The organism is Sphaerotilus hippei (assembly GCF_003201595.1).
GTDB lineage: Bacteria > Pseudomonadota > Gammaproteobacteria > Burkholderiales > Burkholderiaceae_C > Sphaerotilus > Sphaerotilus hippei.
Window position 1 is genome coordinate 26,408 of the sequence record NZ_QJJS01000024.1, and the last position, 20,490, is coordinate 46,897.

General features: G+C 68.7%; 14 protein-coding genes and 1 tRNA gene. 4 read left to right on the plus strand and 11 right to left on the minus strand.

The window, feature by feature from the left end:
* Position 1: 1 nt before the first annotated feature.
* From C7444_RS18470 to C7444_RS18495, 6 genes are all read right to left on the minus strand, one after another.
* A complete protein-coding gene (locus tag C7444_RS18470; RefSeq protein WP_170130804.1) occupies positions 2 to 1,066 on the minus strand; it encodes an AAA family ATPase in 1,065 nt (354 codons plus the stop codon).
* Positions 1,067 to 1,082: 16 nt separating this feature from the next.
* Complete coding sequence (locus tag C7444_RS18475) at positions 1,083 to 3,983, minus strand: DUF1156 domain-containing protein (RefSeq protein WP_110402338.1); 2,901 nt, start codon at positions 3,981 to 3,983, stop codon at positions 1,083 to 1,085.
* Positions 3,984 to 3,998: 15 nt separating this feature from the next.
* Entirely contained in the window at positions 3,999 to 4,589 is a 591-nt protein-coding gene (locus C7444_RS18480; protein ID WP_110402339.1) for a retron system putative HNH endonuclease, read from the minus strand.
* 2 nt (positions 4,590 to 4,591) lie between these two features.
* Positions 4,592 to 6,007 (minus strand): AAA family ATPase, encoded by a 1,416-nt coding sequence (locus C7444_RS18485; protein WP_110402340.1) that lies wholly within the window; start codon positions 6,005 to 6,007, stop codon positions 4,592 to 4,594.
* Complete coding sequence (locus C7444_RS18490) at positions 5,998 to 9,558, minus strand: helicase-related protein (RefSeq protein WP_110402341.1); 3,561 nt, start codon at positions 9,556 to 9,558, stop codon at positions 5,998 to 6,000. The genes C7444_RS18485 and C7444_RS18490 overlap by 10 nt, the downstream gene beginning before the upstream one ends.
* A gap of 587 nt (positions 9,559 to 10,145) precedes the next feature.
* Positions 10,146 to 10,221: transfer RNA gene (locus tag C7444_RS18495), tRNA-Asn, on the minus strand.
* Positions 10,222 to 10,328: 107 nt separating this feature from the next.
* Here C7444_RS18495 and C7444_RS18500 point away from each other — a divergent pair.
* Together C7444_RS18500 and C7444_RS18505 are read left to right on the plus strand one after the other, a co-directional pair.
* Entirely contained in the window at positions 10,329 to 11,483 is a 1,155-nt protein-coding gene (locus tag C7444_RS18500; protein WP_110402342.1) for a metallophosphoesterase family protein, read from the plus strand.
* Positions 11,480 to 14,197 (plus strand): AAA family ATPase, encoded by a 2,718-nt coding sequence (locus C7444_RS18505; protein ID WP_110402343.1) that lies wholly within the window; start codon positions 11,480 to 11,482, stop codon positions 14,195 to 14,197. Before C7444_RS18500 ends, C7444_RS18505 begins: the two co-directional genes overlap by 4 nt.
* A 30-nt stretch (positions 14,198 to 14,227) precedes the next feature.
* On the opposite strand, the gene ylqF is transcribed toward C7444_RS18505, so the two are convergent.
* From ylqF to C7444_RS18520, 3 genes are all read right to left on the minus strand, one after another.
* Positions 14,228 to 15,241, minus strand: coding sequence for a ribosome biogenesis GTPase YlqF (gene ylqF / locus C7444_RS18510; RefSeq protein WP_110402344.1), 1,014 nt, complete (start codon positions 15,239 to 15,241; stop codon positions 14,228 to 14,230).
* Between the two features lie 107 nt (positions 15,242 to 15,348).
* The gene (locus C7444_RS18515) at positions 15,349 to 16,026 is read right to left on the minus strand and encodes a DJ-1/PfpI family protein (RefSeq protein WP_110402345.1); all 678 of its coding nucleotides are present in this window, start codon (positions 16,024 to 16,026) and stop codon (positions 15,349 to 15,351) included.
* A 36-nt stretch (positions 16,027 to 16,062) separates the two neighbouring features.
* Positions 16,063 to 17,124, minus strand: coding sequence for a GlxA family transcriptional regulator (locus C7444_RS18520; RefSeq protein WP_110402346.1), 1,062 nt, complete (start codon positions 17,122 to 17,124; stop codon positions 16,063 to 16,065).
* 210 nt (positions 17,125 to 17,334) lie between these two features.
* On the opposite strand from C7444_RS18520, the gene C7444_RS18525 reads away from it, so the two are divergent.
* The gene (locus tag C7444_RS18525; RefSeq protein WP_110402347.1) at positions 17,335 to 17,559 is read left to right on the plus strand and encodes a hypothetical protein; all 225 of its coding nucleotides are present in this window, start codon (positions 17,335 to 17,337) and stop codon (positions 17,557 to 17,559) included.
* A 36-nt stretch (positions 17,560 to 17,595) separates the two neighbouring features.
* On the opposite strand, the gene C7444_RS18530 is transcribed toward C7444_RS18525, so the two are convergent.
* Positions 17,596 to 18,519 carry a DNA ligase gene (locus C7444_RS18530; RefSeq protein WP_110402348.1) on the minus strand — a complete coding sequence of 308 codons (924 nt, stop codon included), beginning with the start codon at positions 18,517 to 18,519 and terminating at the stop codon, positions 17,596 to 17,598.
* 205 nt (positions 18,520 to 18,724) lie between these two features.
* Positions 18,725 to 20,176, minus strand: coding sequence for an exodeoxyribonuclease I (gene sbcB / locus C7444_RS18535; RefSeq protein WP_110402349.1), 1,452 nt, complete (start codon positions 20,174 to 20,176; stop codon positions 18,725 to 18,727).
* Between the two features lie 203 nt (positions 20,177 to 20,379).
* Here sbcB and C7444_RS18540 point away from each other — a divergent pair.
* Positions 20,380 to 20,490, plus strand: a 111-nt coding sequence (locus C7444_RS18540) for a hypothetical protein (protein WP_146219446.1), incomplete at its 3' end; no start/stop codon positions are given.

A 20,490-nucleotide genomic window follows, 5' to 3' on the forward strand; every position in this document is an offset into this window, starting at 1 on the left:
CTCAAGCGCCCTGCAGTTCGCGGTCGTACTGCGCCAGCTCTTCGTCCAGTGCCACGATGTGGCTCACCGACTTCAGATCCTCACCTTGCTCGAAAACGGGCTTGTCCTCATCGTCGTGGCCCAAGGTGATGTACCGGCACGGAACCTGGCCGAAACGGGTATCCAGCCGCTTCAGCATGTCGATTTCCTTCATCAGGAAGAAGCTGTGCGTGCCAATGAACACTTGGATGCCTTGCGCGGCCAAGCTCATCAGCATCGCCGCCACATCGCGCACCAGCCGTGGGTTCAGGTTCGACTCCGGCTCATCCCAGAACACGATGCCCTTTTTTGTGAGCGATCCGTTGCGCAGCAAATGCGCCAGAGTGGCCAGCTTGCGAACGCCCTCCGCCACCAGCGGCATCTCGGTTTTGCCCTGCGTGCTGTCGAGGTAAAACCGATCCCCTTCGCGCACGACCTTGCCGCCCAGCCGCTCTTCGATCGGATCGAGCAGTTGCTTGATGGAGTCGAACCGCGGCCCGCGCAACGGGGCGCCGTCCAGCGCCAGGCACAGGTCGAAATAAGTCTCGTCCATCGCCAGTTCGCGGTTGCGGTACAGGCTCGCGAACCCTGGGAACATCGACATCACCTCCTTGGTGGGGATGAAGATGGCTTCTGACTTAGGGAATGCCTTGGGTGGGCTGTCCAGCACGACCTCTTTCTCGGCCATGCCCGAGAAGTTGAACGACCATTCGTCGGCCCCGCCCAGGAACTGGAGCCTCACCGCTGCCCGCCCCTTGTTGCCGCGTCCCTCGCCTTTGGCGCGCTTTGAACGCACCAGCCTGCCCAACGTGTCGGGCCGGAACACGTGGACCAGCTTGGCCGCGATCTGCTTCTGTAGCTCCGCCTTGGCGGGTGGGCTGGCAGACTTTCCTGTGCTGACCGCCACGGTGCTGATGGCGTAGGCCAGCTTGAGCAGGTGGCTTTTGCCGGTGCCGTTGTCACCGATGATGACGTTGATGCCTTTGCCGAATTGAAACTCCACGTCGTCAAAGACAGTGAAGTTTTCGATCTTGATCTTGTCGAGCATGAAGGGCCTCCTTGATTCAGATGTCCAGCGCCGTTTGCTGTCCCACCGGCCCCAAGTCGCTTGCTGCCGTCTCCACGCTTGTCCACGCCGCCACCAGCTCGTTGTACGCCCGCGCATCCTCGGCCCAGCCCTGCCGCTCGCACAGGGTATAGAGGCGGTAGGCCAGGGCGCGAATGGGCTCGGCGCGGGCGGGCATGCGGGCCAGCAGGGCACCGGCGGCGGACTCGCCGTCCTTGTTGAGGGCGCGGATCAGCTGGTGCAGGGCTTCCCACACCGGGGTGCCGCCTTTGCTACGTTCGTCGTCCTCGGGTGACCAGCCGGCGTCCAGCTCCGCCCAGCGCAGCAGGCGCAGGTTGCCGCCGCTGCTTTCCAGCACGCCGGCATCGGCCAGGCCGCTGACGCTGGTGCCCTTGGCGCGGGCCAGCACGTCGCCTTCACCGAACTTGCCGATGGCCCAGCCCTGTTGCTCGAACCAGGCCAGGCAGAACTGCGTGTCGTGGTCGAAGTCGTCTTCGGCCAGGAAGCGGTTGATCAGCTGCAGCGCGGTCTTCACGCTCATCTTGCTGCCGTCGGCTTCCAGCACCGCGCTGTACTGGCTGAAGATGGCCATGCCGGGGCCGATGATGGCCTGGCTCAGGTCCACCGGCGCCACGGGCGAATTGACGCCACCACGGGTCATCTCGTCCAGCGCATCGGGCAGCGCGGCGTTCAGCTCGCGGATGAAGGCGCGACGGCCGATGGTGGGCGCGTCGTGCGCGCGCTGGCGGCAGACCAGTACGATGCTGGAGGCCAGGGCGTTAGAACCGATGCCGCGCGACCGCGCGCTGCGTTCGGTGCGCATGGGCCATGTGCCTGTAACGGCAAATCCGGCGTCCAATACGGCTTGTAGGAACGTCTCCCAACCCGTGTTTGAAGTGCCCAACTCTGCCTCGGTGTCACTCTGTTTGAAGGCGTAGTAGATGGTGACCGGAAAGGCCGCATGTGCCTTCTCGGCCAAGTTGTGCATGGCCTGGGTCATGCCGTTCAAGAAGAACGACTCGGCCTGACGCGAATCACCGTGGCGGAAGGGGGTAGCCACCAGTTCCTCCGCCTTGGGCACAGCCAGGGTGGCGTACAAGTCCGGGTAGATCAGCTTCAGGCTCTTGCGCAGCCAGACATAGAAGAAGTCAGAAAGGTCGGCGTACCCGATGTTGTCGTAGTAAGGCGGGTCTGTGGAAACGACCTTCCCCGCACTATGAGACTGAGTCTGAGCGTCTGCTTGCAGTACGCATCCAGACCCTTCAGATGGAAGCCGCTCTATGCATTTGGCAATGAAGCTCAAATTCTGCGTAAAGTTTCCGCCCGATTCGCTGAGTGGATTGCACTCACCGAAGTCCCAAGTCATTGGAATCGCCTGTTTTGTGAAGGCATGCGAAACCAGTTCGTTTTTCGCTGCGTTGCTCCAAGTGGCGATTGAACACCAAAAGTCAGCCGAGCGGCCAACCCCAAGACCCAAATACACACCTATGGCCTGTGCGTAGGCGTCGGCTCCACTGCCGCCACTACCGAGTGCCGATTCGTCATTTGCTGCGCCTGCAGCCTGAGCATCGGTCTTGCAGAGAGCGATAGCCTCTTGTACCAAATCGGCAAACGTGGTCAGGGCGACTAGCTGGCGCAGCGTAAAGAGATCACTCCAACGGGACATGCCATAGTTGCCGACGCGAAACCCCAAGGCTTGCTGGAAGAACTCGACATCAGGCCGCCAAGTCGGCGACGCGCTCGCCGCGGTAGTTTCATGCTCGCTGGTAGGCGCTAGGTAGACACGACCTCGCTGCCCCTCGGCCACGATCGCCATCAGGCGAGCGCTTAGTCGTCCGGCTTGACCTTCGACCTTGATGTAGTCGGCACCAATCGGCGTGTTCGACATGACGCACCGAAAGTTCGCCCCACGGGACAGCCTAGTCCCACTCTTTGCTGCCTCGTCAGGCTCACCCACCTGCACCGTGAAACGGTAGCCGCCGTTGTCCACTACCGGCTGCACATACGACTGCTTGCCCTCCTTGCTGGACAGCACGAAGGTCGAAGCCAGCGGCACGTCCACATCCGCGAACGCCGGGTTCGGGCTCTTGACCGTGCGCGCCCACAGCCAGGCGATGACGGTCAGCTTCTCGCCCTGGTAGGGCTTCAGGTCCGGCCGCTCGGCCACCATCTCGGCCGTCACCTCGATCTTCGGGTACAGGTGACCGATGCGCTTCTCGGCCTCGGCGCGCATCCAGGCGCCGTAGCGGCGCACGTCCTCGGCCAGGCCACGCGCGCCGCGCCAGTCCTCGTCGAACTTGCCCTGCTTGTCACTCTCCAGCCGTGGCCCCACCGGCGCACGGCCGGCGAACTTGGGCGGGATCTCGATCATCGCCTTGTTGATCGTCACCGCCACCGGGTTCAGGTCACTGGCCCAGCTTTCGAGCCCCAGGCGCTGCGCCTCCAGCGGCAGCGCGCCACCGCCCGCAAAGGGGTCATGGAAGGCGGGCAGCTTGTCGGGGTTGAACAGCTCGGCCGCCTGCGGGTGGCCCTTGTTCAGCCGGCAGGTCTCGACCCAGCTTTCGCGGATGGCCGCGCGGGCGCGCTCCAACACCGCCTCGTTGTTGGTGTTCTCCCACTGCACCAGGTCTTCGATGATCTTGAACAGCTCCTCGCGCTTGGCCGCGGCCTGCGCCTTGGTCATGCCTGCGAAGTAACCGCGCTCGCCGCCCGGGTCGTTCACCATCTGCGCAAAGATCACCGCCCGCGCCGCCGCCAGCGGACGACGCGCCCACCACAGGTGCAGCGTGCTGGGGTGGCCGTGGCGGATGGACTTCTCTCGGGCGGACGCGACGTTGATCGCGTCCAGCGGCAGGGCGACTTCGATGAGCTTCTTGGGGGACTTGATGGGGGCGGTCATGAATGCTCTCGGCGCTTACAGCGCCGTGGCCAGAATGTGTCGGTAGGGAATCTGCTGCAGGTAGGCGCCGATGTCGACCGGGGCCTGGTGCAACACGTCCAGCATGCGCTGTAGCCAGCGTTCGCGCTCATCCACGAGGTTGGAGTCCCGGTTCAGGCCCAGCATGTCGCGGGTCTGCCGCACTTGGTGGGCCCGTGTGCGGGTGAGCCCGGCTGTGGGTTCGATGGCGCCGGTAGTGGTCAACATCCATTCGCCGTTGCAGCCTGGGCCGGGCTCGATGGGCAGCAGGCCATTGCCTTTCTTCTGCCCGCAGGTCTGTGGGTTGATGCAGCTGTGCGCGTAGTTGCCGTAACTGAAGCACAGGTGCGGGTGGGCGTTGGCGCCGGCCTTGGGCTTGATGTGTTCGACCTGACCTGCATCGCTCGCCAACTCGCGCTCGCAATAGACGCACAGCCCGGCTTGGTCGGCATGCAAATCGGCCTTCACCTGGTCTTTGACGGGGCGGAACTCCAAGCTGTCGAAGTCGGCGGCCGTGGCTGCGGGGTGGGCGGTGACGAAAGCAGTCAGTGAGGGTGTGGGAATGGCGCGGTGTTGAAGCTCGACCATGTTCAGCTCTGCTTGCCCAGTTTGCGACTGGCGAGGAAGCGCCAGGTCACCAGATCACTGTCATGGACTTGATAGCCCGCCTGATCAAGCTTCGCCTTCAACTTCACTGCGTCGTCACTAAGCTCCTGGCCAGAGCGAACCAGTTGCTCGTAGGCATGCACGTCGTCCAGCAAGGCCAGAGGCGGCACCTTGTGCGTGCCCATCACTTTGGCCAGCGCGTCGCCTGCAGCGTGGCCCAGGGGGCTGAAGTCGGGCGTCAGGGCAACATGCTGGCCGTCATCGCGCTGCGTCAGCACACGGATGTGCTCGCGGCTGACGGTGCTGAGGACTTGGGGGCTGTGGGTAGTGACGATGAATTGCGTGCCGGGGAAGGTACGCATCAGGTCACCCAGAACCCTTTGCTGCCAGGTGGGATGCAGATGCAGGTCGATTTCGTCCACCAGCATCAGGGCGGGAGCGATCATCGGGGCGACTGCGGGCAACCTGTCTTCACCGGCCCACCCAAGCACCTGCAGCTCGCTAGCGGCGAAGACGGTGGAATCGTGGTTGCCGTAGCTCATGTGCGGATTGCCCAGAGCCAATCGTCGTGCGAAATCCATGCCCAGGGCTAGCATGCTTTGATAGCCCTGACTTAGCTGGCCAACTTGCAGAGGCACGCCCCCATCGATGCGTTCCACCACAAAGCGGTGGTCGGCATTGAAGTACGGGTTTTGGTAGGCCCCGCCGAGCAAACTGGTCACGGCATGACGCACGGCCTCCAGCGCTGGGGAAAGTTCGTAGTCCTCGGGGCGGGACCCCTTGTTAGCCCGAAGTTCGGCAGCTTCGGCCAAGTCGAACCACTTCAGCATCTCCTTGAAGTCGTTCAGCGATTCAAGAGCGCCGACCAGGGCGGCCGTAGGGTGGCCGTAGTTTTCTTTGGTAGCGCGCAGTCGTTCGGGGATCTCGATGTGCCCGCGCCGCGCCCCGTAGTACGCGAACACGGGTAGGAGCAGAGGATCAGGACTGCTGAGGCTCTCACCAATCTGCTTGAGATGTGCGGAGAGCGAGCTCTCGCCCACCTTGCTCGCGGGTTCCGCGCCCTTGGAGGATGGACGCCAGTAGTCCCACTCCAGCCCGGTGGTTGTACGCAAATGCACTTGAGCATGGCTTGCGGCTACCCAGCGTTCAGCACCGGCACGCCCTTCGCGCGTAACGAGCCGGAAGTCTGTGTCCTTGATGCCGGCGCCTTCACCTGTCAGGCGCTGGTTGGCTGACGACAGGTGCCTGAGAACCGGCGTCAGGCCTGCTGCGATGCCGTCGAGTACAGCTGTTTTGCCGGCACCGTTGGTGCCGACGATGACGGTCAGGCGCGGGTGCAGGTCAATGTCGAGTCGCTCAAAGCATCGGTAGTTTGACAGCGAGACTTTTCTCAGACGCATGGGCCGGTGCTCCTCTTCAGGAGTTCATTCAAGTCGAGATTCACGCTGGTCACGGCCCAATCAGGCTCCTGCGTGAATGGCCGACGCACATAGTGCGGGCCTTCGACATTGTCCCCGTCCACCAGCACCACTGCGAGGATGAACTTGTCCTGCTGATTGAGGCCGTACAGCACCTCGTTCTTGGTCACGGTCACGGTGCTGCTGCCCTTGGCGCGGCCCTTGACCTCGATGTGGCGGGACAGCGGCAGCTTGCCGCCCTGGGCGGGCGGGATGGCGGTGATGTCCCAGCCGCACTTCTGCGCCGACACGTCGATGACCTGGTGGCCCAGGGCGCGTTCAGCGTCCGTCACGGCCTGCATGGCCAGTTGCTCGACACGAGAGCGTGCAGCGGCATCGGCCGTCCAGCCGCCCACCTCGGCAGGCACGCCCCGGCGCTGCAGCAGCAGGCCGGCGGGGATGACCAGCGCACCGCCTACTACCACTGGAGTGGCCGACACCACGTGGCGCAGCGCCAGGAGTTCCTTCTCGCGCGACTGCTTGCGGGCGGTCAGGTCGTCGATGGTGCGCTGCACGTTCTCCAGCGGCAGGCGCACGTCTTTGCCGGCGGCCTTGTCTTCGCCCAGCTTGATGTAGCGGTCCGACCAGTAGTTGATCTCTTTGACCAGCCGCTCGTGGACGGCAGCCAGGGTCTTGTCCACCTGGGCTTCGCGCCGGGTGCGTACCTCGTTGAAGTGTTCGGGCACCAGCTGAGCTGACGCGTAGGTCAACGCCACCTGCTCCAGGTCGCGGGCGATCCAAGGCGTGGCCAGCACGTCGGGCACCAGGGCCAGATCGGCCTCGTCGGCAGCCTGCATGTCCAGGTGCGGCGCCCAGCCGGCGTTGGTGGCCAGGCCCTGCGGGTCGATGGCCACGAACTGCATGCGGCGCGACGCAATCTTGGTCTGGTCGTCACCTTCGCGCACCGCGTGGTCGACCATGAATAGCAGGCGCGGGGTCAGGCCCAGGTCGGTGGGATCCACCAGCACGGCGCCTTGCTTGAGCTTGCTGCGGTACTGCTCCATCATCAAGTCGGTGGTGGCCTGCATCAGCGGGTGGGCCGGATGGATCAGGCTGGCCATGGGCGCGCCCACTTTGCCGGCCAGTCGCACATGACCCTTCTCGAAGCAGACGCGCTCGTAGCGGCGCAGCACGGGCTGCAGGTGGCGGCGGTCACGGCCGGCGATCTGGCGGTCGCGCTCGCGGATCACGGCGGGCACGTTGGTGATCTCCCAGCGGCCGGCCTCGCGGGCGCGCAGCTCGCCGCCCAGTTGCTGGAAGGCTTGGCTGAAGAAGGCGCGGATGAAGTAGGGCTGCAGTTTGCGGGCCTCGGCCTTCTCCATCTCCTCCTTCAGCGCGAACAGGCGGTTCGGGTCTATCACCTCGTCGCACAAGGCGTTGCGCTTGATGATGGTTTCAAGGTGGGCGGTGTCCAGTGCGCCGTCGACCTGACGGTGCAGCCGCTCGCGAACCTCGGGGTCATCGCCATAGCGGATGGCGTCGATCAGAAGGTCCTTGAGGCTGCGATCCTCGAAGACCTCGCCCAGGATGTCGAACACCCGGCCCTTCAGCGCAGCGCGCTCGATCTCGATCTTCTCGAACAGGCGCTGGAAGACGTCGCCTTCGCGCGTTTCCTTGGCCACCAGGTTCCAGAGGTGGCAGACCTCGGTCTGGCCGATCCGGTGGATGCGGCCGAAGCGCTGCTCCAGCCGGTTCGGGTTCCACGGCAGGTCGTAGTTGACCATCAGGTTGGCGTTCTGCAGGTTCACGCCTTCGCCGGCAGCATCGGTGGCCAGCAGCACCCGTGTGGCCGGGTCGCTGCGGAACAGCTCCTGCACCTTGCGCCGGTCTTCGCGCTTGACGCCGCCGTGGATCATCACCACCGACTCTTCGGTACCGATCAGGCCGCGGATCTTGTCGGCCAGGTAGTTGAGGGTGTCCTTGTGCTCAGTGAAGATGATGAGCTTGCGCTGACGGCCTTCAGCATCGCGCATCTCCGGCGTGTCCTGCAACAGGCGCGACAGCTCGTCCCACTTGCGGTCCTGCCCGCTGTGCACCACTTGGCGGGCCTGCTCTTCCAGCGCCTGCAGGCTGAAGATCTCGGCCTCCAGCTCGACGATGGTCTGCGCGGCGGTGGCCTGGTCCACCACCGCTTCCTCGAAATCTTCATAGTCCTCGGGCGTCAGGGCATCGGCGGATTCCCAGACGTCTTCGGGTGAGCCTTGCTTGCCCCCTGCACCATTCAGTGGGATGGTCTCGGCCAGCTTGTTGCCGGCTGCCTGGCCACGGGCACGTAGCTTCTCTTCCTCGACCCGGCGCGACAGCTTGATGCGGCGGCGCTTGAGTGACTGGTAGATCGCCTCGGGGCTGGATGCCAGCCGGCGCTGCAGCGAGGTGAGGGCGAAACCCACGGTGCCCTTGCGGTTGCCGTCCTGCAGCTGGTCGGCCCGGTTCATCTCCTCCTTCACGTAGGCTGTGACGCCCTCGTACAAGGCGGCTTCCAGGTTGGATAGCTTGTAGTTGACCGTGCTGGCGATGCGCTCAGGGAACAGCGGCGAACCGTCGAACTTGAGCAGGTCTTCCTTGACCATGCGGCGCATCAGGTCGGTGACGTCGACCTTGTGAGCGCCGTCGCGGAACTTGCCGTAGAAGCGGTCGCTGTCCAGCAGGCTCATGAACAGCTGGAAGTCCTCTTCCTTGCCGTTGTGCGGCGTGGCCGTCATCAGCAGCAGGTGGCGGGTGATGCCGCCCAGCAGCTCGCCCAGCTGGAAGCGCTTGGTCTTGTTGACCTTGTTGCCGAAGTAGCTGGCCGAGAGCTTGTGCGCTTCATCGACCACCACCAGATCCCAGTGGGACAGGCGCAGCTTCTCCAGCAGTTCTTCACTGCGCGAAAGCTGGTCGATGCGGGCGACCATCAGGTCGGCGTCCTCGAAGGCGTTGCCGCGGCTCTGCTCGACCATCTCGCGGCTGAACAGGGTGAACTCCAGGCCGAACTTCTCGGCCATTTCGTCCTGCCACTGCTCGACCAAGCTACCGGGGGCCACGATCAGCACGCGCCGGGCGTCGGCGCGCATCAGCAGTTCGCGGATCAGCAGGCCGGCCATGATGGTCTTGCCTGCGCCTGGGTCGTCAGCCAGCACATAGCGCAGCGGCTGGCGCGACAGCATCGACTCGTAGACCGCGGTGATCTGGTGCGGCAGCGGTTCCACGTTGGACGTGTGCACCGCCATCATCGGGTCGAACAGGTGGGCCAGGTTGATGCGATAGGCCTCGGCGGCGAGCTTGAAGGCCTCGCCCGGAGCATCGAAGGCCCAGGGCCGACCGGCTTCGGCCAGTGCCAGGTTGGCCTCGTCGGAACGGAACAGCATGCGCTCCTGAACCCGGCCATCGGCGGTCTTGTAGTAGACCGTCAGCGCCTGATTGCCCACCGGTTCGGTGGTGACGATGCGGACGATCTGACCAAGCTCGATGCCGGCTACCGCGGCGTTCTTCTTGATGTCTTCGAGCTTGAGCATGTCCTGAGGTAAACCCTGTGCAGACGGGTGGCGGATTGCCGGTGCTTGCCATTCACCGCGAGTCGCGCAGCACGCCATCTTGGTACCCCTCCCGTGAGGCACCAGTTATTGACTTTCACTATACCTGCGGGTTAGACCGAGTCCGTCCTGTCATCGTGCGAATGAGACGCCACCCGGGTACGCCGGACCGCGTTTGAGGGGGATACGTGAATCTTTCCTACGCGCTGTAGAACCTCTGCACTCCGAGACCTGAAAACCACGCCTTCATCGTGTCGAGGAACGTCCTGACCTCTGGGGTCTCGGCCGCAATGCCCCCATCGACACAGCTGTCGCCGGGCGTTCTTGACATCGGACTCGGACACCTGACCCAGTCAGTCGTTGAGTGCTTGCGGTATCGCCGCAACTGAGAAAGCGCGGACCTGTTTCCCAAATGGAGACATGGATCTGTTCACGTGCCGTAATGCCCGCGGCACACCACGAACTCGGCATTGCTCGTTAGCTGGACCGAACCAGAGATGGACCAGAACCGCATAGGCAACAAAAAGGCACCTGAGCTTTTGGCTTAGGTGCCTTTTTGTTTTGAGTTCTGGCTCCCCGACCTGGACTCGAACCAGGGACCTGCGGATTAACAGTCCGTCGCTCTACCAACTGAGCTATCAGGGAACAGCCTTCCATTATATGGAGGAAATCGGAGCTTGCAAGCACTTTCTGCAAGAACATTTGCCTATGATCGTCGGCATCGCTGCACAGCCTTGCCTGGAGACCTCCTCTTGCCCCGTTTCCTCCACACCGCCGACTGGCAGATCGGGCGCCAGTACGGCAGCCTGCCCCCGGACAACGCCGTGCCGCTGGCGCAGGCGCGCTATGCGGCGGTGGAGCGGCTGGCCCAGCTGGCCACGGCGCAGCAGGTCGATGCGGTGCTGGTGGCGGGGGACGTGTTCGATGCGCAGACGGTGTCGGACCGCTGCATCCGCCAGCTGTTCAATGCGCTGGCGGCTCATGCGGGGCCGTGGATCCTGCTGCCGGGCAACCACGATGCGGCCCTGACCGAGAGCGTGTGGACCCGGGCGCTGCGGCTCGCGGCCGTGCCGCCGAACGTCCACCTGGCACTGAGCCCGCAACAGCTGGACTTCGCGGACCGGGGCTTCGTGGTGCTGCCCGCGCCGCTGACGCAGCGCCACACCTACAGCGACCTGACCGCGTGGTTCGACACGGCCGAGACCGAGCCGGGGCGGGTGCGCATCGGGCTGGCGCATGGCAGCGTGCAGGGCGTGCTGGCCGAGCAGATCGACTCGGCCAACCCGATCGCGCCGGACCGGCCCGAGCGGGCCCGGCTCGACTACCTGGCGATGGGCGACTGGCATGGCTGCAAGGCGATCCAGCCGCGACTCTGGTACAGCGGCACGCCGGAGACCGACCGCTTCAAGGCCAATGACTCGGGCCGCGCGCTGCTGGTGGACGTGGCACACGCCGGGGCCGAGCCGCAGGTGACGGTGCTGGAGACCGGGCAGTTCCGCTGGACGAGCCTGGAGGCGACGCTGCAGGTGGCCAGCGACCTGGACGGGCTGCTCGACCGGCTGGCCGCGCTGACGGCGCGTGACGTGGTGGACCTGAGCGTGAGCGGCCCGATCGACCTGGCCGGCCACCAGCGGCTGCAGGCTGCGCTGGGGCGCGCCGAGGCGCAGGCGCGCCACCTGGCGGCCGATCTCGGCGGGCTGCGGCTGGATCCGACCGACGAGGACCTGGCGGGGCTGCACGCCGACGGCTACCTGGGCGAGGTGATCGACGAGCTGCGCGAGACCCGCCGGGCCGGGGGCGAGGCCGCCGGGGTGGCGCAGGACGCGCTGATGCTGCTGACCGCGGCGCTGGCCGCGCGCCAGGGCACGGCCGACGCCCCTGCCCTGCCGGCGGGAGCCGCCGCATGAGCCCGAAACCAGGCATGTACCTGACCCGCCTGCGCGTCGAGCAGCTGCGCCAGTTCCGCCAGCCTTTCGAGCTGCGTGACCTGGAGCCCGGCCTGAACCTGTTCACCGGCCCGAACGAGGCCGGCAAGAGCACGCTGGTGCGCGCCATCCGCGCGGCCTTCTTCGAGCGCCACCGCTCGACGGCCGTCGACGACCTGAGGCCCTGGGGCGACACGGGCGCGGCACCGGCCATCGAGCTGGATTTCATGCTCGACGGCCGGGCCTGCCGGCTGAGCAAGAGCTTCCTGGGCCGCAAGCGCTGCAGCCTGCACCTCGCGCCACGGGCCGGCGAGCCGACGGCCGGCCAGCAGCTCGAAGGGGTGGAGGCCGAGGACCGGCTGGCCCAGCTCTTCGGTTTCCAGTTCGCCGGCAAGGGGGCGAGCAAGAGCGAGCACTGGGGCATCCCCGGCCTGCTGTGGGTGGAACAGGGCACGGGCCAGGAGCTGCACGACGCCGCCCGCCACGCCCGCGACCACCTGCACGACGCGCTGCAGGGCCTGATCGGCGGCAACGCCGCGGGTGAGCTGGCGGCCACCGGCGGCGACGAGGTGCTGGAGCAGCTGCGCGCCTGGCGCGCCGAGCTGCTGACGCCGCAGGGCCGTCCGCGGGGGGCCCACTCGGAGGCGCTCGAGCAGGTGCAGGTGCTGGAGAGCGGACTGGCGGCGCTGGACACGCGGATCGCCACCTACCGCCAGCAGGTCGACCAGCTCGCCAGCGAGCGCGCGCTGCACCAGGCCGACGAGGTGCAGCGCCCCTGGGACCGGCTGCGCGGCGAGCTCGAGGCCGCACGCCAGCGCGAGGCGGCGCTGAAGGCCACCCAGCGGCAGCTCGACGACGACCGCATCCGCCACGCCCAGCGGGAGCAGACCCGCGGCCTGCTGCTCGAGCAGATCGAGGCCCACCAGCAGCAGGCGCAGGAACGTGGCCGTCGCGAGGCCGCGCTGGCCGAGGCTGGCACCCGGCTCCAGGCCAGCGCGGCGGCGCTGGCACCGGCCCGCCAGCAGGCCGAGGCCACGCGAGCGGCCAGCGTGCGCGCCCGCGAGCAGGTGCAGGCGGCGCGCCAGGACGAACACCGCCGCACCCTGCTCGAGCAGCAGGCCCGCGACCACGACGGCGCCGCCCGGCTGCAGGACATGCTGGACCGCGCCCGGGCCGGGCAGCAGGCGCTGGTGCAGCTCCGGCAGGCCGCGGCAGCCAGCGCGATCACGCTGGCCGAGGTGCAGGCGCTGCGCCAGCTGGACGCACGGCGGCGCCATCTGGCGCTGCAGCGCGAGGCCGTCGCCACCCGGCTGACCCATGTGCTGCAGCCCGGGCAACGGGTGCGGCTGGACGGCCTCGCGCTGGAAGGCCGGGGAGAGCGGCACCTGTCGGCGCCCGCCGTGCTGGTGATCGAGGGCGTGGGCGAATTCACCATCATCCCCGGCGGCCAGGACCTGGCGACGCTGGCCCGCGACGAGGCCGCGGCACAGGACGGCCTGCTGGCCGCGCTGCAGCGCGCCGGGCTGCAGGACCTGGACGAGGCCGAGGCCCGCCTGCTCACCCACGAGGACCTGCGCACCCGGATCCAGCTGGCCGAGCAGGCCCTGGCGCTGAGCGCCCCGCGTGGCGTCGAGGCGCTCGCCGAGGAGGCCGACCGCCTCGCGGCCCGGCGGCTCACGACCGCGACGGCGCTGGCGCGGCTGGCGCCCGCCGCGGAGCAGGCCGGCAGCCACACCGAGCTTGGCGCCCCCGATCTGGCCCGGGCCGAAGCGCTGCAGGACAGCACCCGCCAGGACGAGGACCGGGCCGCGGCCGCGCTGTCGCTGGCCCAGCAGCAGCACGCCGCCAGCCTGAGCCGCGAGGCCGAGGCCCGGCGTGAGCTCGACGCGGTGCGCTGCGCGCTGGACGACCCGCAGCGGCTGGAGCGCCATGCCGAAGCCCAGCGCCAGCTGCTGGAGGCCAGCGCCGAGCGGGATGCGCTGGCCACCCGCATGGCCAGCACGCAGGCGCAGATCGAGGCGATCCGCCCGGACCTCGTGCAGCAGGACCTGCTGCGGCTGAGCCGCAGCATCGAGCAGGCCGAGCAGGCGCACCAGCGCCGCCGCGAGCAGATCCTGCTGCTCGAGCACGACCTGCACAAGGCCGGCGCCCAGGGGCTGGAAGAGCAGCGTGAACACGCGGCCGGAGAACTCGGGCGCGCCCGGCGGCGCCTGGACGAGCTGCAGCGCCGCGCCGCCGCGCTCGACCTGCTCTGCCGCCAGCTCGACGCCCGGCGCCAGGCCACCATCACGCGCTTGCAGGCGCCGCTGCAGCGCCACCTCGACGCCTGCCTGCGCCTGCTGATGCCGCAGGCGCGGCTGCAGATCGATGCGCAGCTCGCCCCGGGCGCGCTGACGCGCCCGGACCATGGCGGGGTGGCGCAGACGGGTGAATTCGGCGCGCTGAGCTTCGGTGCGCGGGAGCAGCTGGGCCTGATCAGCCGCTTCGCCTACGCCGACCTGCTGCGCGAGGCGGGCCGCCCGACGCTGCTGATCCTCGACGACGCACTGGTGCACAGCGATGCGGGGCGGCTGGCGCAGATGAAGCGGGTGCTGTTCGACGCCGCGCAACGCCACCAGGTGCTGCTGTTCAGCTGCCACCCCGAGGCTTGGCGCGACCTGGGCGCCATCGAGCGGCCGATCGTGCGGCCGGCCTGAGCCCGGGCCGGGCCTTCCCGCCCGGCCGGCTCAGGACGCGGCAGCGGAGCGGTCGTCGTCCGGGGAGGCGTCCGTGTCGGCATCGACGCCGGATTCATCCTCGTCCTCGACTTCAGCCTCGGCCTGGCGGCGCGCGCCCTTGCGCGGCAGCGACTTCAGGCGCTGACGCTCGGCTTCGGCCTCGCGGGCGGCCTCGAGCCAGGTGGTGAACTCGGCCGGGGTCTCCAGCGTGATGCGGCCCAGGCCACCGGCACGGAACTCGTGCAGCACCATCTCGGCGGCCTTCTGCAGGTTGATGCGCCCGCCGCTGAGCACCGCGCCACGCTTGCGGCCGATGACCTCGAGCAGCTCCGGGGCGTTGAGCGAGGCATCGGGCGTGACCTTGAAACGGGCCTCGAGCGCGCCCGGATAGGACTCGCGCAGCGCGTCGATCAGCACCAGGCTGACCTCTTCCTCGTCGTAGGCATTGCGGCCCACCGCACCGCTGGCGGCCAGGTGGTAACCACTGCGCTCGACGATGATCTTGGGCCACAGCATGCCGGGGGTGTCGATCAGGTGGAAGTCGCTGGCCAGCGCGATCAGCTGCTCGTTGCGGGTGATGCCCGGCTCGTCACCGGTCTTGGCCGCACGCTTGCCCAGCAGGGTGTTGATCAGCGTGGACTTGCCGACGTTGGGGATGCCGCAGATCAGCACCCGCATCGGCTTGTCCAGGCCCTTGCGGTTGGGCGCGAGCGTGCGGCAGCTGGTGATCAGGCGCTGGGCCGGTGCGGTCACGCTGGCGTCCAGGCCGATGGCGCTGGTGCCCGGCAGGCCGTTGTAGTGCGCCAGCCAGAGCTCGGTGCGCGCCGGGTCGGCCAGATCCTGCTTGTTGAGCACCTTGAGCGTGGGTCGCCCGCGCATCAGCTCGGCCAGCATCGGGTTGGCGCTGGAGCCGGGCAGGCGGGCGTCGAGCAGCTCGATCACGACGTCGACGCCCAGCTTGACCCGCTCGAGCAGGGCCTTCCGGGTCGAGTTCATGTGACCGGGGAACCACTGGATGGCCATGGGCTGTGTCTCTTTCTGTGTGCCGGCGCGGCGCGGGGTGGCGGGGTCGTGGTGCGCGCCGCGGGGCGACAGTGTGCCACTGTCGCCGGACCGGGCCGCCACGATCCTCAGTCGGGCGACCAGCGGTATTCCATCTGCCGTGCCACGGCCCGGGCGGGATCGGGGCCCAGCAGCCGCGCCACCAGGTGCAGGCTCATCTCGATGCCCGCCGAGATGCCCCCCGACGTGAGCAGGCCGCCAAGGTCGACGAACGGCACGCCGGCGACCACCTCCAGGCCCGGATGCAGGCGCTGCAGATCGGCCTGGTCCTCCCAGTGCGTGGTCACCCGCCTGCCCTCGAGCAGGCCCAGCCGCGCCAGCAGGAACGCGCCGGTGCACACCGACGCGACCAGCGGCGCCTGCCGCGCCGCGGCACGGGTCCAGGCCTGGATCGCCGGGCTGGCCAGCGGCTCGTCCATCACCCCGCCCGGCACGATCAGCAGATCGAGGTCCGGCGCGTCGGCGAAGGTCTGCATCGGCAGCACCGGCAGGCCGTGGCGCGCCCGCACCGGCGTGGCGTCGACCGCGATGGTGCGGACCTGGAAGGCCGCATGGGCGCAGAGCCCGTCGCGACGGGCCACCCGCGAGGCCACGGAAAACACCTCGAAGGGCCCGGCGAAGTCCAGCACCTCGACGTCGGTGAACAGCAGGATGCCGACCTGCAGCGGCAGCCCGGCCTGCAGGCGCTGGCGCAGCACGAGGTCCGCAGGGTGGACGGGACGGGCGGCAGGGATGGCAAGGCTCATGGCCGGAACTCCTTCGGGGAGGGATGGACCCGGGGGTCAGGGATCGAGGGGAGGCGGACCGAACCGGGTCCGGTGGTCGAGCGGGGTCAGGCCCAGGCGACGGCGGAAGCAGCGGCCCATCACGTCGGCGCTGGCGAAGCCGCAGCGCTGCGCCACGCGCGACAGCGGCAGCGCCGTCTGCTCGAGCAGCTGGCGGGCCTGCTGCAGGCGCACCTGCTCGACGAAGGCCGCCGGCGTCAGGCCGGTGTCGCGCACGAAGGCCCGGCTGAGGTGGCGCGGGCTGAGCGCCACCAGAGCGGCCAGCGTCTCCAGGCGCAGGTCGGCCTGGGGCCGGGCCCGCACCCGCTCCTGCACCTGCTGCACCGCGGCGCGGGGTGCCATCGCCTGGGCCTGCAAGGGCTCGCTGAACTGCGACTGCCCGCCGGGCCGGTGCAGGTACATGACCAGCTCGCGCGCGACCCGCAGCGCCAGCGCGCGGCCATGGTCGGCCTGGATCAGGGCCAGCGCCAGGTCGATGCCGGCGGTCACGCCGGCCGAGGTCCAGACGCCCTGGTCGCAGAGGTAGAGCGCATCGGGCTCGACCACCACCCGAGGATGGCGCCGCGCCAGCCGCTCGCACCAGTTCCAGTGCGTCACCGCCCGGCGCCCGTCGAGCAGGCCGGCCGCGGCCAGCAGCAGGGCACCGGTGCAGATCGAACCCAGGCGCCGCACGCGCCCTGCCCCGGCCTGCAGCCAGTCGCGCCAGTGCGGGTCCTCGCAGGCACGCTCCACGCCCCGTCCACCGGCGACCAGCAGCGTGTCGATGCCAGACATCAGGGCCGGATCCGCCAGCTCGGCCCGCCCGCGGCGGGCCAGCAGCTCCAGCCCGGAAGACGCCCGCACCGGCCCGGCCTCGGCGGCGACCACCTGCACCGAATAGCCCGGCAGGCCCCGGGCCTGGAGAAAGCCGGCGGCGGTGGCGAACGCCTCCAGCGGGCCAACGGCATCCAGCAGCTCGAAGTCGGGATAGACCAGCATCACGACCTGGCGCTCGACCGGCCCCGACGCGGTGGCCGTCGCGGGTGCGGGTGCGGGTGCCAGGATCTGCGGTGAGCTCATGCCTCGATTCTGCGCATGCCGATGCATGTCCGGATGGACATCTTTCCGACGAATCAGGACCTGCGGGCTCTTTCCAGGCCCAGGCCACGCCGGCCGCGTCCGGCGCCCGTCGGGCCGTGCCACCATCGAGCGCGGCGGCCCGGCCCATCCGTGCGGCCGGGCCCGACCCGCGCTGCGGGACAATGACGCCCCGTCCAGGACTCCCGCACGATGAAAACCTACACCCTCGAAGTCCAGCGCTACAAGGCCGCTTCCAGCAGCCATGGCCTGGTGAACATCAAGTTCGACGCCACGGTGGTGCCCCGCACGACCCCCGAAGGCCAGGAACCCGCCCATGTGCTGAGCATGAGCGAGGCCGATGCACGTTCGCTGATGCTGCTGATCAAGGCGCAGCTGAGCGAATTCGACAAGCGCAAGGCCCGCAGCCAGCGCTGAACGGCGCTGGCATCACCGCGGGCCACCGGCCCGGCATCAGGGCTCGTCGCGCACCCGCACGAAGCTGGCGAAACGCGGCAGCCCGCGGGCCGTGCGGCCGCGGAAGCTGTAGGTGACGACACTGCCCGGCGGGGGTGGCGAGGCCCGTTCGGCGTCGCTGAAGCCGGTGCCGATGAGCAGCACCAGGCCCTCGGCGGTGCGCACCTCGAGGGCGCCCAGCCGACCGGCATGCCGGCCACGCCCGGGGCGGTGGCCGAGCACCACGGCCTCGGCATCCTCCAGGCGCTTGAGCTTGAGCAGCACCGGCTGCCGGCCGGCGACGTACGCCGCATCGGCCCGGTGCAGCATCAGGCCCTCGCCACCGGCGGCCAGCACGCGGTCGAGCGTGGCCTGCAGCGCCACGGTGTCCGCGAGCCGGAACTGGCGGGCGGCCTGCAGCTGGGGCCAGCGGGCGGCCTCGCACAGGCGCTCGATGCGCTCGGCCCGCTGCTCGAAGCTGCCCGGCTCGCCCGGCAGCTCGAACACCACGAAACGCAGCTCGCGCCAGAGCGGACCGTTGTCGCCACCCCGGCGCAGGCCGGCCGACAGATCCTCGAAGCGACCCCGGCCCAGCCAGAGCTCACCGTCGAGCGGCACCGGCGGCAGGCGGGCCACGAACCAGTCGGGCGCCGGCACCGGCGCGCCGCTGCGGAAGTGCAGCACCCGACCGTCCCAGCAGGCCCGCACGCCATCGAGCTTCTCGCTGACGAGGTAGCGGGCCGGATCGAACACCGCCGGGGCGGTCTGCGCCAGCAGCAGGCCGTGACGCTGGCAGATCGACCGGGGCGGCGCCACGACGGGAGCCGGCACCGGGCCATGCGGCCCGGTGCCGATCGCCGTGGTGGCCACGCCGGCCGGCGGATCCTGCGGCGCGGCCAGCGCCACCAGGGGCGGGCCGGCCAGCACCCAGGCCAGCAGCATCGGCCCGCCCAGCCTCGCGCCTCCCGACCGGCATCCCCCGGTGGACGACACGGGCCACGGCGGCCGTGGAACGCGGTCAAGCGGCAAGGTGGACATCGGGAACCCCTTCCGGCACGTGGTGGTGATGCACCACAGCGTAGGCCGAGCCGCCGGCCGGCGCACTCCCTCCGAAGGGGTCCCTCTTCCGGGGCAGGCCTGGCCGGCGTCAGTCGACCTCGGGGGCGATCTGCTCGGCGTAGTCGTAGAGCGCGCCCAGCAGGTCCTGCGTGCGTTCGTCGTCCCCACCGGCCTCGCCCAGCGCGTCGATGCGCTCGAAGAACGAGGTCAGCGTCAGGTAACCGTCGAGGCCCTCGTGCAGGCGGGTGGTGCAGTGGGCGAGCCAGCGCTGGCGCTCCGCCTCGTCGAGCATCTCGGGATGGTTGCGGGCGCGGAAACGGAACACCAGCTCCTCGAGCCGGGGGTCATCGAAGGCGGGCGCGCGGGCCTGCAGGCGCTCGGCCAGCGCCACCGGCTCGAGCGCCTTCAGGCGCTGCAGCGTACGGCGATCGTCCTGGCCGACAAAACCGCCGTAGAGGTCCTCGTCGACATCGATGGGCGCCCCCTCGCGGGCCCGGGCATAGACCTCGGGCCACAGGCCGGCGAGCACCGGCGTCATGCGCGCAGCCGCTTCGGCGTGGCGCAGACCCTGTTCGACGTCGAGGCCCCAGTGGACGGCGCGGGCCGGCGTCAGCGTCTTCAGGTTGGAGATGACGATCGGGCACTTGTTGAGGTGGATGGACTTGATCGGCAGGCGGCTCACGCCCTCGGGCAGGTCCTCGCTGCGCGAGAACAGCCGCTCGCGCACCTGGGTGGCGTTGAGCTGCATCAGCTCGGCCGGATCGTGCGCCAGGTCCCAGACGATCAGCTCGTTCTTGTTGGTCGGATGCGGGGCCAGCGGCCAGACCAGCGCCAGCCCGCCCCGGTCGGCGCCGTACATGCCCGAGACGTGCAGGAAGGGCCGGCCGATGCCGATCTCGGCGATCACCGCGTCCTTGCGGCGCAGCTTCAGGCAGAAATCGAACAGGCGGGGCTGGCGCTCGCGCAGCAGGCGGGCCAGCGCCAGCGTGGCACGCACGTCCGACAGCGCATCGTGCGCCGCGTCGTGGCCCAGGCCGTTGGCGCGGGTCAGGTCCTCGAGCCGGAACGACGGACGACCGTCCTCGTGGCGCGGCCACTCGATGCCCTCGGGCCGCAGCGCGTGGGCGCAGCGCACCATGTCGACCAGGTCCCAGCGGCCGCAGCCGTTCTGCCACTCGCGGGCATACGGCTCGATCAGGTTGCGCCAGAACAGGTGGCGGGTGACCTCGTCGTCGAAGCGCAAGGTGTTGTAGCCCACGCCGACCGTGTCGGGGCGGGCCAGCTCGGCCTCGATGCGGTCGGCGAACTCGCGCTCGCTGACGCCCCGCTCCAGGCAGGTCTGGGGCAGGATGCCCGTCAGCAGGCAGGATTCGGGGTCGGGCAGGTAGTCGGGGGCCGGCCGGCAATAGAACATGACCGGCTCGCCGATCTCGTTGAGTTCGGCGTCGGTGCGGATGCCGGCGAACTGGGCGGGGCGGTCACGCCGCGGGACCCGACCGAAGGTCTCGTAGTCGTGCCAGAAGAAGGTGGTTGCGCTCATGCGCGCAACATACCTCAAGCCGCAGGCGACGCCCGCGTCGGATCCCGCACGAACCGGGTCTCGGCCGGCGATGCGTTCGCGTCGACAATCGCGGCTTGATCCGGCAGGCGGGCCACGGAAGTCATATTCTGTTACAACCATGCCGGCTCGGCACCGGGAATGTGGTCCCGGTCGCTACCTCATTCAGCTAGGGAACACCATCCATGAAAGTCACCGTCGTCGGCACCGGCTACGTCGGCCTGGTCACAGGCGCCTGCCTGTCGGAAATGGGCAACCACGTGATGTGCCTGGACGTCGATCCGGCCAAGATCCAG